Origin of the sequence: Cytobacillus sp. Hm23 (assembly GCF_051842895.1) — a bacterium.
In the GTDB taxonomy this organism is placed as follows: domain Bacteria; phylum Bacillota; class Bacilli; order Bacillales; family SM2101; genus Nanhaiella.
The window spans coordinates 47222-60037 of record NZ_JBPXRQ010000014.1 but is presented as its reverse complement, the minus strand read 5'-3'; the positions used below and the strand labels follow the sequence as shown (position 1 = coordinate 60037).

Here is a 12816-nt window from a genome sequence, read left to right as displayed (position 1 = left end):
GGCCTAGATTTTTCGTTTTCCTATGTACTTGGCTATATTGTAAAGGGCTGTTTTTGCTTTACCAAACGGTAAACTCTCAAGAACAACAAGAGCTTTTTGTAAGTACTTATCACTTATTTCAATCGATCGTTCAATTGCTCCTGATTGCTTTATAAGCGATATAATATGATTCATTTCTTCTTTTGTCGTTTTTGGATTTATGTTTATTATTTCGTTGTAAATATCTTTGTTTTCCATCGCAAACAATGCTGGCAGTGTCACATTTCCTTGTTGTAAATCACTACCTGAGGGCTTACCAAGCTGAGCTTCTGTTTCAGTGAAGTCTAATACATCATCTGTAATTTGATATGACATTCCAACATAATAACCAAACCAAAATAATGATTCACATATGTCATCATCCGCATTTGCAGCAACTGCTCCTAACTGGCAGCTAACGGCAATTAACAACGCTGTTTTTCTTTTAATACGTCTCAAATATGTGCGAAGGTCCTGATGAAAATTGTATTTGTCCTTAATTTGTTCAATTTCCCCAACACATACCTCAACTATCGCTTTCGATAAAATCTGTTGAGCATATGTATTTTCAACATTAGACATCAGCTCTAATGACCTAGCAAAAATATAATCTCCCGTATACATAGCAATACGGTTATCCCATTTTGCTTTGATCGTTTGTTTTCCTCTTCGTAATGTAGAATCGTCAATTACATCATCATGAACGAGCGATGCCATATGAATTAACTCTAATGACATTGCAACGTATTTAATTTGATCTATTTGATAATCGCCAAATTTACCCCCAAGTAAGACAAAAACTGGGCGAATCCGCTTACCCCCAGCCTGTAATAAGTGCAATGATGCCTGACTCAACAGAGGATGTTCAGACTTAATCGACTTTTCTAATTCTTTTTCAACAATATTTATATCAGTATTTAAAAATGAATACATCATTTTTAATTTCATGCTCTTCACCTTATTCATAGAAAAAATCTAAAATGTATGTCATATGATATATCTTTTGGTTACTTTTTCACTTGTACCCTAAGTGCATCGCAGCAACGCCACCAGTAAATGCTTTATATTCAACTTTTATAAATCCTGTTTTTTCAAACATTTTCGCTAATTCTTTCATTCCTGGAAATTCACGTGCAGATTCCTGCAACCAAGAATATTCTTTGAAGCTTTCTGCAAATAATTTACCAAATATCGGCATAACAAATCGGAAATATAAATAATACCCTTGACGAAACCCAGGTAGCGTCGGTTGAGACGTCTCTAAACAGACAACATTTCCTCCTGGCTTAACAACGCGATACATTTCATGAAGAACTTGCATATAATCAGGTACATTCCTTAGCCCAAAACCAATTGTAACATAGTCAAACGAATTATCATCAAAAGGTAATTCCATCGCATTTCCATGGATAAGGTCAACATTAGTTAAGCCTAAAGAACCAACTTTGTCCTGCCCAATTTTTAACATATTTTTACTAAAATCTAAGCCAGTTACTTGACCAGTTTTCCCTACTGCTTCTGCAAGTGCAATCGTCCAATCTCCTGTACCACAACATACATCTAGCGCTTTTGCACCTTCTTGAACATTCATTTTTTTCATCGTTGCTGCTCGCCATTTAATATGCTTCTTAAAGCTAATAATCGAATTCATTTTATCATAATTATCATGGATTTTCTCAAAAACATGATGTACACGTTCTTCTTTAGATTGTTGCATAATCCTACCCTTCTTCCACTATCTTTTTTACCGTAAAAAAGTTTTCATACATTAGCTGTTCAATTCGATTAGCCATAATATGTTTAATGATAGGATTTCCTTCTAACCCTCTGTCTATTAAATTCTTAGTTTGTATGATTTGTGTTTCACACATATGTATTAACTGTGACTTTATACCATCTCTTTTATCATGGATATCTTTGTTGTTTAACTGAAATATAACTCTTTTACATGAGTCAAAGAAAAGAGAGTGTTCGTTGTTAAGGAATTTTTTTCTTTCTATCAGAAGCCTTTTAAATAAAAGAAAGTGAGCAGAAATTTCTTTCCAAAATGGTTTACCAAAAAATTCGGATACGTTTTGAAATAATGATGACTCAACAACCTTTAAGCTATTCATTAGCTCTTCTAAAGAATCTAGCTTATTTTCATATAGCTTAATTTTATGCTCGTTAATCATTTTAATAGCGCTTGCTACCGTTGAGATCAATGAAATATCTCCAGCTTGTGATAAAATCTTGTAATATAATCCACTATAATAATCACCAGCCAATATTGTTAGCTGTCGTTCAGTAAGTTGGCCACTATTATTTTCTTCTACATTTGTAACCGTATCATGGGTATCAAGGGAAATTTGCACAAGCATGATTGCTATCATATATTCAGAAACTGTTTCATTAGATAATTCTAATTCTTGAAGTACTGAATATAGAAGCAACATTTTATCCTCGTCAATTAAAGGAGCATGAATGTGCTTAAATAGAAAAGGATAGTGTATCCTATCTGTAATGTCTTCTTTAAATAATGCAATTTTCCCCCAGATGTCTTCCAATTAAATCACCCTTGTTTCCCATATATTTACACCGTGATAATTACTAAATTCCAGTGACCATTATAACATAACTTTTAAAAAAATAACTATTTTCTTCGAAACAGGTTTTTACATTACTATATTGACAATCGCTTCGCCTTTTCCCAAAAAAGATATAGTTCTTTCTAGGAAGCAGCGAAGCGACATGAATTGTAATATGTACTTAGTTACAGATTAATTTAGTTGTTTATCATAGTCTATTTCATATTGATTGCGTTCTTCTAACTATGAGAAAAAACATTTATCATTAGTTCGAAGCACCTTTCTCTTTATAGCGATGACAATCATATGTAAGCTAATCTAGTTGAGCTAATTCGTTTACATAAGTAACAAAAATGAGCCTTATCAAAAAAACTAGCAAGAAGTATAATGTTATATTATAATTTTCAACATACATTTACTATTCTTGTTTGTTTTTGCGTGTCGGCTCTGATTTCATTTCTCCATGTTGTGTTTGAACAATAGCATTTCCTCTAATTTTAATTGCGGATGTATGTTCGGTAAATTGAGCAATCATCACTTCTCCATTATCCAGCTTCTCTGAATGATGGAAACGCGTGTCAGTACCACGGGTAAGCCCAATCACATTCACACCATCTTCAATGGCTTTAATCACAATGTAATCACCATTGTTATTTTTATTCACGATACAACCTCCTGAACTTTCTATATGTCATATAAACACACAACCATTCGTTTAACTATTGGTGATTTTTAGAAATTCATCATTTCTTATTAAGCTTTAATAAGTGATAATACTTCATTTCTAGCAATATGATCGTTTTCGTATTTGCCTCTTGCAGCAGTTGTTATTGTTTGAGAGCCTGGCTTTTTCACCCCACGCATGGTCATACACATATGTTCCGCTTCAACTACAACCATTGCACCGTATGGTTCTAAAGTTTCCATTATTGAATTTGCTATTGTTGAAGTAATTCTCTCTTGAAGTTGTGGTCTTTTTGCTACAGCTTCAACCGCTCGAGCTAATTTACTTAACCCAGTTACTTTCCCTCCCCTCGGTAGGTACGCTACATGAGCCTTTCCGAAAAAAGGGACAAAATGATGCTCACACATTGAATAGAACGGTATATCTTTGACAAGTACAAGCTCTTCATGATCCTCACTAAAAATTGTTTGAAAATGCTCTTTTGGATCTTCATTTAAGCCAGCAAAAACCTCTGCATACATTTTCGCTACACGCTTTGGCGTATCGAGTAATCCTTCTCTATTTGGGTCTTCTCCAACAGCTTCTATAATTAATTTCATTGCATGTTCAAGTTGTTCATAATTAATATTTGCCATTCAATAAATCCTCCTACGATTGTATACTATCGTCGTAATCAGATTCTAGCATAACGACAACATTAAAGTAAAGGATTGCGCAACCAACGCTAAAAATAAGTGTTTACTCTAACGACTGTTTAAGATGCTAACATTCATTATCAAATCTACTTGCACCGTAAAGCAGATTCTTATCTTACGACATACGAAAAGAGGAACTACATAACAGTCGTTCCTCTTTGTGTGTGCTATATTGATTCTACCAACTATGTAAATATTATTTTACAGCGTCTTTAAGTGCTTTCCCTGGTTTGAATGCAGGTACTTTACTTGCTGGGATTTCGATTTCCTCACCAGTTTGAGGATTACGTCCTTTACGAGCAGCACGCTCACGTACTTCAAAGTTACCAAAACCAATTAGTTGTACTTTGTCACCAGTTTTAAGTGTCTCTAAGATTGTATCAAAAACAGCATCTACAGCTTTTGTTGCATCCTTCTTTGAAAGTTCACTTGATTCAGCTACAGTATTAATTAATTCTGCTTTATTCATGACATTCACCTCCTCCCAAAGATGTATGTTATATAAAAAGCTATCTTGTCAACATTTTTTCACATTTTAAACTAATTCTATACATACTAATATCATCATTTTATTACCATGCATAAGTTATATGAAGAATTGACAGAATTCAATATGTTTGACTAATAACCTTTAGATAGACAATCACTATTAAAATGCGCCTTTACTGTTAAAAGATTATCACACTGGAACAGTCATAGCAAGCATATTTTAGCTTAAAGACCACCTATTTCAGTGATTCCCAATAATTAGGGTGTTTTATTTTATGAAATATTAACAATAAAAAAGACCCCTTATGGAGTCTTTGAATTATAGAATAATGGCTATTAATCCACCTGATCCTTCATTTATGATTCTTTCCAAAGTTTCTTGTAATTTATATCGTGCATTTTCAGGCATTAGAGAAAGCTTCGCTTGAATCCCTTCTCTTACTAATGAACTTAACGACCTACCGAATATATCAGAATTCCAAATTGATAATGGATCTTCTTCAAAATCCTGCATTAAATAGCGAACAAGCTCTTCACTTTGTTTTTCAGTGCCTATGATTGGAGCAAATTCAGATTCAACATCTACTTTAATCATATGGATCGAAGGAGCAACAGCTTTCAATCTTACTCCAAATCTCGATCCTTGTCTAATGATTTCTGGCTCATCCAAACTCATATCTGATAGAGCTGGTGCAGCAATCCCATAACCAGTTTGTTTTACCATTTTAAGTGCATCAGCCACTTGGTCATATTCTGATTTTGCATAAGCAAAATCTTGCATCAATTGTAGTAAGTGATCTTTCCCTCGAATCTCAACTCCAACAACTTCTTTCAAAATTTGATCATATAGATCATCTGGAGCAAATAAATCAATTTCCGCAACACCTTGCCCCATTTCTATCCCAGCTAAACTTGCCTTATCAATAAAATCATATTCACTAAATTGACCTACAACGCGATCAACATCTCTCAGTCTCTTTATATCCTTTACAGTATCTTTTACTGATTCCTGATAGCTTTCTCTTAACCAATGCTCATCTCTTAAAACCATTACCCAGCTCGGTAAATTTACATTCACTTCAAGTACAGGAAATTCGTAAAGAGCTTCTCTCAACACATTATATACATCCGTATCTCTCATACTTTCCACGCTCATTGCTAATACAGGAATATCGTACTTCTCTGTTAGTTTTCTTCTAAGCTCTTCAGTTTCTGGATGATGCGGCCTAACCGTATTAATTACCATAATAAAAGGTTTTCCTACCTCTTTTAACTCTTCAATAACCCTTTCTTCAGCTTCGACATAGTCCATTCTTGGAATTTCACCAATGGAACCATCGGTTGTTATGACGACGCCGATTGTAGAGTGCTCTTGAATAACTTTCCTAGTCCCTATTTCAGCCGCTTCATGGAATGGAATAGGTTCTTCATACCATGGCGTATTAATCATTCTTGGTCCATTCTCATCCTCATACCCTTTGGCTCCTGGTACAGTATAACCAACACAATCTACTAATCTAACATTTACATCAAGACCTTCTTCAACATGTACTGATACCGCCTGATTTGGTACAAACTTCGGTTCAGTAGTCATAATTGTTTTCCCGGCTGCACTTTGTGGTAATTCGTCCTGTGCACGCGCTTTATCAGCTTCATTACCGATATTAGGTAACACAACGAGCTCCATAAACTTTTTAATAAAAGTAGATTTTCCCGTCCTAACAGCACCTACCACACCTAAATAAATATCTCCACCAGTGCGTTCTGCGATATCTTTAAAAATATCTACCTTTTCCAAATGATTCCCTCCCGGTCTTAGAGTTCTTGGAATATATTTAATCCAGTTATTTGATAATAGGGGACATTATATGTTTATGATGTTGTCCTATTTATTTATGACTATTAAGAACATTTTTTTTCAAATGGCATACAATGACCTAAACAAAGGATTACTAAAAAACCCTTCACTTAGATTGTATTCCTAAGTAAAGGGTTCATGACTTATTTATATAAAAAAATTGGTTCTCCATTTTTCGGATCAATTGTATAAGGCATCGAATACGCTGGCACAAATATTGACTGATCCACTAATATATGCCTAATATCTTCATCTTGGTTAAAAGAGTAGTCTTCCTCTTGTAATACTTTAAATAAATCTATTGTATAATCAACATAAATTTCTGTATCAGACGCAATGATTAATGGAAGATTAAGTCCTGAAAATGGACTGACTACAAATGGTGGCTCTTCATACCCTAATTTCGCATAATCTAGAGTAAAGACACCATCATCAACTACTTCTTTATATGGAGGGTAACCATTTGATTGTCTATAGAACATTAAACGTGTATTTAATTCTCTAATTTGCTCCGCTATCCTTAAATCAAGAAGCTTTACCATAGGGTTCGTTTCAACATCTACAAGAACATATGAAAACACTCCACCACTTTCATATGCTGTTCCTGGCGTTTCTGATAAATAACGTGGGACTAGCTTGTTAAAGTCTATTGGATACTTTTGATATAAAGGAGTAGATGCCTCTCTCGTTTTTATCGGTAATAGTCCTTGCTGGTCCTTTTGGTAATTAACCACTGCTTCCTGAACAGCTGATACTTGATTTTCGATTGGGATTTGATTTTTTTCCAATTTAGCTTCAGGGTATAAACATCCCGATAATAACATAAGAAGTAATAATGTAACCCCACTGTTAATGAATAATTTCATTGTAAATCATTCCTTAATTTTATGTATATCTATTCACTTACAGGACCACTAAAAACAACAAAAAAGATAATAATACCTGCTAACACCATGAAACAATACGCAAAAAATGCAACTATACCTTTCAACACACCTTTTAACTTAAATCTACTAAAATATATCGCTATAATAGCAAGAAACATAAAGCCCATAGCTGCAAGCGATATCCACATTTTAATCATCCCTGGTGACATTCTTAACTACCTCTCCTTTTTAAAACCATATTATATCTTATCACATGAAAATGTTATCAACAATGAGAAATTAGTAAGTTCTTTGGATATTCAGCACTCATGCTGAAACCCATTAACTTAACTGCACCTTTGCTTTGAAGAATGGGTTAAGGGGCTGTGGAGGAATGTTGCAAAAGTTATACAATTTAAAAACTTAGAGTCGTTGGATGACCATGATGAACGCCTCTAGATATCTTAAATGCAAGATTTAGTCAGATTACAATCACAGCTTATCCTATTTCATCATCAGAAAATGCTGAAGTAAAGAGGGGCAGCTCTACTCCAGCATATGACAATGTAACCCATTTCGCTTAGCTCAAGCTCATATGGTCGTACGTTCCATTTTATGCGAAAATGAACTATGTTGTATCATCAACAGCCCATTTTTTATTACATTTAGCAAGAAATATGTACCCTTTAGCTAATTATTATTAATACTTATGATATTTAATAGCTCTTCCATCTCGCCTGTTCTTGTTCGTTGCATGAGTGAATCAAGAGCTTCTTTTGCAGTTTTATCTTCAAACAGAACATCGTACAGAGCGTTTGTAATCGGCATTGTCACATCCATTTTGTTCGCAAGTTGATAAGCTGCTTTTGTCGTACGGACACCTTCAACAACCATACCTAAATTGTCTAATACCTCAGTAAGGCTTTCTCCCTTTCCAAGCATATGACCTGCTTTCCAATTTCTTGAATGGATACTTGTACAAGTTACGATTAAATCTCCAATTCCAGTTAAACCAGCAAATGTTAATGGGTTTGCGCCCATTGCACTACCTAAGCGGGTGATTTCAGCTAATCCTCGAGTAATTAACGCAGCTTTCGCATTATCCCCGTAGCCTAAACCATCAGTAATCCCAGCAGCAAGCGCAATGATATTCTTTAGTGCCCCACCAATTTCAACACCTAATAAATCTGGATTCGTGTAAACTCTAAAGTGTTGATTAATAAATAAATCTTGAATATTTTCAGCTATATCCATATTTTTGGAAGTTACTGTTACAGTAGTTGGGTGACGTAAACTTACTTCCTCTGCATGGCTTGGTCCAGAAAGAACTACAACGTCTGTCAAAAGACTTTCAGGGAGTTCTTGCTCTATTATTTCTGAAATTCTTAATAAAGTATCTGGTTCTATACCTTTACTTACTGAGACAATTGTAATCGGCTCTGAAATAATTTGTTTAACCTTTTTCAGCGTATCTCTTATCGCTTTCGTTGGAACCGCTAAAACGACAGTCTTCACATTTTGTAAGGCTTCTGGTAAAGAGCTATAACCAATAATTTTAGGTGATAATTTAATCTCTGGTAAATACTGTGTATTCATATGAGCAGTATTAATTTCATCAATTTGCTTCTTATTTCTCCCCCATATACGCACATCATGACCATTATCAGCTAGTACCATAGCTAGAGCTGTTCCCCAACTTCCTGAACCTATTACTGCAATACTATTCATTTTTCCACACCCTTCTTGATTATCTCATAACTTTATGGATGTTTTACGCACTAATTATTGCTATTCATACTAAGAAATATATACGTATAAACCAAGTGTTCGTGGCATCTTTTCTTGTTCAAAAATGACGTTAACTAATTAAATCAATATTTTGCTTTTCTAATTTAATACAATTGCAAAAAAGTTAGGTAATCCGAGGATAATTTAATAGGTCCTAATATCCAGTATCACCCTCTCCTTACGATCAGATGCTATAAACACTTACCTCACATACCCTATTTGCGGGAACGTGCAAATATTTTTATAGGTGTCCCTTCAAAACCAAAAGCATCACGAATACGATTTCCTAAAAAACGTTCATACGAAAAATGCATTAACTCAGGGTCATTTACGAATATAGCAAAAGCAGGAGGCTTAACTGCTACTTGTGTAGCGTAGTAAATCTTCAAACGGCTGCCATTACTAGTTGGTGTTGGATTCATCGCTACAGCATCCATAATTACATCATTTAAAATATTCGTTTGAACTCGTAGCGAGTGATTTTCGCTTGCCAAACCGATCATTGGAAGAAGCGTATGCATACGTTTCTTCGTTTTTGCAGATAAAAATACAATTGGTGCATAATCCAAGAATAAAAAGTGATCTCGAATCTTCTGTTCAAAGTCACGCATCGTTTTTTCATCCTTATGAATTGTATCCCACTTATTCACTACTATCACAATGGCTCTTCCTGCATCGTGAGCGTAGCCAGCGATTTTTTTATCCTGTTCTATGATTCCTTCTTCAGCATTGATTACGACTAATACAACATCAGATCTGTCTATCGCTTTTAACGCTCGAAGCACACTATATTTTTCTGTGCTTTCATATACTTTCCCCTTTTTCCTCATCCCTGCTGTATCAATAATAACATAGTCTTGCCCATTGAACTGATATTCAGTATCAATTGCATCTCTTGTCGTTCCTGCTATATCACTTACAATTACACGATCTTCTCCTAAAATAGCGTTAACTAATGAGGATTTTCCAACATTCGGTCTACCTATAAGTGAAAATCTAATAATTTCATCATCATATTCCTCAACTAAATCCTTTGGGAAGTGAGCTGCGACAGCATCTAACATATCACCTAACCCTAAGCCATGAGTACCTGAAATAGGATATGGTTCACCGAAACCTAGCCCATAAAAATCATAAATTTGATCTCTCATTTCAGGATTATCTACTTTATTAACGGCTAACACTACTGGTTTTTTAGATCGATATAATATTTTTGCTACTTCTTCATCTGATGCTGTGATGCCATCTCTACCATTTGTCATAAAAATGATAACATCTGCCTCTTCAATCGCAATTTCTGCTTGGTGACGGATTTGCTCTATAAAAGGCTCATCACCTATATCAATCCCACCTGTATCAATAATATTAAAATCAAAATTCAACCATTCAGCTGAGCTGTATATTCTATCTCGTGTTACTCCAGGTATATCTTCGACAATAGAAATCCGCTCGCCTGCTAATCGATTAAAAATTGTTGATTTCCCTACATTTGGTCTACCTACAATTGCAACAACTGGTTTAGTCATAGTTTTGTCAACCTCTCTCTGTTATCTATATTAAGAAAATGAATGTCGTATTTGTGTCAAAGTGCTTTTATATCAATCATATATATAATAAAGAAGTAATGCTAATAAATAAACCCTTCAATAATGAAGGGTTTAACTTTTATATATTATCAGAAAACCAACAACAGGACAAACCCCTTAGTGAAGTTGAACAAGTAAATAAGTATATTCTTTAAGGTTGAAATTTCTCTCGATAATAAAAACCATCTGCAAAATTAGAACACATGCAAAGGTATGGGCGAAAACAGCATCTTATTTTAATGTTTTACAATGATATATAAATCATCGCTCAAACCATGTGCAATTCCGTCTAAAATAGCTTCCAAATTTGCCGCAATCTTTTCCATTTCTGCTGTACTATCACAAGTAAACGTAGGGGCTCCTCCTGCTACCTTATTACTTTTTGTAGTAATTACTGCAAGAATATACTTTTCGAGATTCATTTAAGCTCACGCCCCTTTTCATTAGCTTTAGATTCTGTAGGCATACGAATTGCACTTTCTAATGTAGGTACTTCACCGATGATCTCCATTGCTTTTACTACGTCTTTTTCCTGTGGTAAAATAAATATGCCAACCCTACCATCATCTAAATCTCGTTTTGCTAAAGGAATGAGCGCAGGTGTACCAGAATCTCTATACACACCTAATGCCGTAGATATATCATGTAGAATCGCTTGTCGTTGCCCTAAATTCGCGATCGTTGAACGGGCATCGAAATTTTTGGGAGATAAAATAAAACCCATTCCGTATTGTAGTACCTCTTCTTGTCTCTTTGGTAACCCAATATTCATAATGTAGATATCATCTACATACAATCCACTTCCATCAAATCGTGGCTCAACAAATTCCACACTTACGATTTCCTTTAATTTCCCACCAGTCATTAACTTTCTTGATAACCCAATTGCGATAAATCCAACTATTGTTCCAACCAACATCCCAAACGCTAAATAACATAATGTTGCGATGAGCGAAGTAAAAATAACTAAATAATTGCGACCTTCAAAAGCTATTGCTATTCCTTCAATATAAGTACTTCCTCTTGGAACTAGTTCATATTGATCTAGTTCATTTAATGTATTTCTTTCCATATTCCTTACTTCCCGAAATTGTGATGCAGCTAATGCTAAAAAAGTAATTGCAGAAAAATCTTCTTCCATAATAGCAGGGACTGCAATTGTTCCTAATCCTGCTGCGATAAACCCAAGAGCTATATGTATAATCTTACCATGAAGGTATGTTGGATATTGCCTATAATCTGTACGAAGCATATATAAACGTGCAATAGTACCAAATATGACACCAAATAAAATCGGATACGTATATTCATTCATCTTAGCCTTGTTTCTCCTTTATGTTTTTATGAATTAACAGGTCAAAATACTTTGTAATATATTCAAACGCAGCCCAACCCATAATTAAAAATAACCCTATGGAGACTATATCAAAAAAATTAAGTGAACCAATCTCATAATAGAAGTTAAATCTCTGTAAAATGATAAAATATAATAACTCACCGTGACATAACCCGATTACAAATATAATCACTCTATCTTTTGAATATTTTGCAAGCATAAAAGTGATATATACTAGCGGGATAGCTAGCATCCATTTTCGATCAAATAAAACCCAAACAGGGTCAAACAACTCAAACAAATGAAAGCTAACATAAGCAAATGTAATGGTAATCATTGAAATAAACGTATATATTTGTTGGTTCCAGCGTTTTTTAGATATGACTGCATAACATACTACTAGCAACAATAAATAACTATATGACACAGACATGATGTCATTTTTTAACGTACTTGCCGAAAGTATGATTGTTAATAATGCAACTATCGCTATCATTAATCTCTCTGTACTCTTATTTAGACAAAAAGTTGCTATAACCCACAAAGACCAAAAGAACCAATAAAAAAATTGTCCCTCCACGACCAATTCTCCCTTCATAACCATTATTGCTACAAAACAATAAATTTAATCCAATTAAATGAAAAACAACATGAATAGATAGCTTTATTAAAACGAATATTAGAATTATCTTGTTAATAACTTGTGTTAGTTAAAACCACACAACATGGAGGTTACTAAATGGGAAAAGATCGACAGGAAAAAAAACTGCAAAAAAAGAAGCAAACTGAATCTGACAGAGATCAAGCTCTACACTACCGTGGTGCAACAGAACTTGAAAGTCCTAGTCAAGCTAGATTACGCAATGGTCAAGAACAGTAACATCTGAGGTTTCTATTGTTGTTCAAAGATAGCAACAGAAAGTAAGTA

Annotated in this window: 15 protein-coding genes; 1 reads left to right on the top strand and 14 read right to left on the bottom strand. The window is 34.4% G+C overall.

Annotated features, from left to right (window positions below; all coding sequences use genetic code 11):
• Nucleotides 1-3: 3 nt before the first annotated feature.
• The 14 genes from hepT to ACSVDA_RS11125 all read right to left on the bottom strand — a co-directional run bounded on the left by hepT (nucleotide 4) and on the right by ACSVDA_RS11125 (nucleotide 12468).
• Nucleotides 4-966, bottom strand: coding sequence for a heptaprenyl diphosphate synthase component II (hepT, locus tag ACSVDA_RS11190; RefSeq protein WP_485883232.1), 963 nt, complete (start codon nucleotides 964-966; stop codon nucleotides 4-6).
• A gap of 67 nt (nucleotides 967-1033) precedes the next feature.
• On the bottom strand, nucleotides 1034-1735 hold the full coding sequence (locus tag ACSVDA_RS11185; RefSeq protein WP_485883230.1) for a demethylmenaquinone methyltransferase: 702 nt from the start codon (nucleotides 1733-1735) through the stop codon (nucleotides 1034-1036).
• Between the two features lie 4 nt (nucleotides 1736-1739).
• The gene (locus ACSVDA_RS11180) at nucleotides 1740-2564 is read right to left on the bottom strand and encodes a heptaprenyl diphosphate synthase component 1 (RefSeq protein WP_485883228.1); all 825 of its coding nucleotides are present in this window, start codon (nucleotides 2562-2564) and stop codon (nucleotides 1740-1742) included.
• A gap of 439 nt (nucleotides 2565-3003) precedes the next feature.
• Complete coding sequence (mtrB, locus tag ACSVDA_RS11175) at nucleotides 3004-3249, bottom strand: trp RNA-binding attenuation protein MtrB (RefSeq protein ID WP_320208503.1); 246 nt, start codon at nucleotides 3247-3249, stop codon at nucleotides 3004-3006.
• An 89-nt stretch (nucleotides 3250-3338) separates the two neighbouring features.
• Nucleotides 3339-3905 (bottom strand): GTP cyclohydrolase I FolE, encoded by a 567-nt coding sequence (gene folE, locus ACSVDA_RS11170; RefSeq protein WP_485883226.1) that lies wholly within the window; start codon nucleotides 3903-3905, stop codon nucleotides 3339-3341.
• Nucleotides 3906-4161: 256 nt separating this feature from the next.
• Nucleotides 4162-4434, bottom strand: a complete 273-nt coding sequence (locus ACSVDA_RS11165; RefSeq protein WP_214480049.1) for an HU family DNA-binding protein — start codon at nucleotides 4432-4434, stop codon at nucleotides 4162-4164.
• A gap of 339 nt (nucleotides 4435-4773) precedes the next feature.
• The gene (gene spoIVA / locus ACSVDA_RS11160; RefSeq protein ID WP_320208501.1) at nucleotides 4774-6252 is read right to left on the bottom strand and encodes a stage IV sporulation protein A; all 1479 of its coding nucleotides are present in this window, start codon (nucleotides 6250-6252) and stop codon (nucleotides 4774-4776) included.
• Between the two features lie 203 nt (nucleotides 6253-6455).
• Nucleotides 6456-7178 carry a hypothetical protein gene (locus ACSVDA_RS11155; protein ID WP_485883223.1) on the bottom strand — a complete coding sequence of 241 codons (723 nt, stop codon included), beginning with the start codon at nucleotides 7176-7178 and terminating at the stop codon, nucleotides 6456-6458.
• A gap of 29 nt (nucleotides 7179-7207) precedes the next feature.
• Nucleotides 7208-7408 carry a DUF2768 domain-containing protein gene (locus ACSVDA_RS11150; protein WP_485883221.1) on the bottom strand — a complete coding sequence of 67 codons (201 nt, stop codon included), beginning with the start codon at nucleotides 7406-7408 and terminating at the stop codon, nucleotides 7208-7210.
• 460 nt (nucleotides 7409-7868) lie between these two features.
• Nucleotides 7869-8906, bottom strand: a complete 1038-nt coding sequence (locus tag ACSVDA_RS11145; protein WP_485883219.1) for an NAD(P)H-dependent glycerol-3-phosphate dehydrogenase — start codon at nucleotides 8904-8906, stop codon at nucleotides 7869-7871.
• A gap of 275 nt (nucleotides 8907-9181) precedes the next feature.
• A complete protein-coding gene (gene der, locus ACSVDA_RS11140; RefSeq protein WP_485883217.1) occupies nucleotides 9182-10492 on the bottom strand; it encodes a ribosome biogenesis GTPase Der in 1311 nt (436 codons plus the stop codon).
• A 296-nt stretch (nucleotides 10493-10788) separates the two neighbouring features.
• The gene (locus tag ACSVDA_RS11135; protein ID WP_320208496.1) at nucleotides 10789-10974 is read right to left on the bottom strand and encodes a capping complex subunit for YIEGIA; all 186 of its coding nucleotides are present in this window, start codon (nucleotides 10972-10974) and stop codon (nucleotides 10789-10791) included.
• On the bottom strand, nucleotides 10971-11867 hold the full coding sequence (locus tag ACSVDA_RS11130) for a YIEGIA family protein (RefSeq protein ID WP_485883215.1): 897 nt from the start codon (nucleotides 11865-11867) through the stop codon (nucleotides 10971-10973). The genes ACSVDA_RS11135 and ACSVDA_RS11130 overlap by 4 nt, the downstream gene beginning before the upstream one ends.
• A gap of 1 nt (nucleotide 11868) precedes the next feature.
• Nucleotides 11869-12468 (bottom strand): YphA family membrane protein, encoded by a 600-nt coding sequence (locus ACSVDA_RS11125; RefSeq protein ID WP_485883213.1) that lies wholly within the window; start codon nucleotides 12466-12468, stop codon nucleotides 11869-11871.
• Nucleotides 12469-12627: 159 nt separating this feature from the next.
• Between ACSVDA_RS11125 and ACSVDA_RS11120 the strand changes: the two genes are divergently transcribed.
• Nucleotides 12628-12768, top strand: coding sequence for a YpzI family protein (locus tag ACSVDA_RS11120; RefSeq protein ID WP_320208493.1), 141 nt, complete (start codon nucleotides 12628-12630; stop codon nucleotides 12766-12768).
• Nucleotides 12769-12816 lie beyond the last annotated feature (48 nt).